Source organism: Flavobacterium sp. R1_16 (assembly GCF_057652095.1).
Genome location: NZ_JBYFCG010000034.1, coordinates 1 through 404, shown reverse-complemented (window position 1 = coordinate 404; position 404 = coordinate 1). Strand labels below are relative to the sequence as shown.

Sequence of the window (404 nt, the reverse complement as noted above, 5' to 3'; positions counted from 1 at the left end):
GGATTGAATGTAGCCGTTTGGTAACAAGCTACTTCAGGAGCCTCAGGTTGCGTACCAGTGATATCGTATGCACAAGTCGTAGGATTGAATGTAGCCGTTTGATAACAAGCTACTTCAGGAGCCTCAGGTTGCGTACCAGTGATATCGTATGCACAAGTCGTAGGATTGAACGTAGCCGTTTGGTAACAAGCTACTGCTGGTGGAGGCGTAGTATTATGAATAATTACATTTTGAGTAGCTGTAGAAGAATTACCATTACCATCGCTGAACGTCCAAGTTACCACATAAGTACCTTGAGTGTTATAGGATAAAGGATCGTTAGTAGTAGCAGTAACAGTTCCCGCACAATTATCTTGAGCAGACGGAGCAGTTACAGAGGCTTCACATTCCCCAGTTACATCAGC

General features: G+C 44.1%; 1 protein-coding gene. It reads right to left on the bottom strand.

Going from position 1 to position 404, the window contains the following annotated elements:
* Nucleotides 1-404, bottom strand: a 404-nt coding sequence (locus AC23L6_RS13380; RefSeq protein WP_487565539.1) for a hypothetical protein, incomplete at both ends; no start/stop codon positions are given.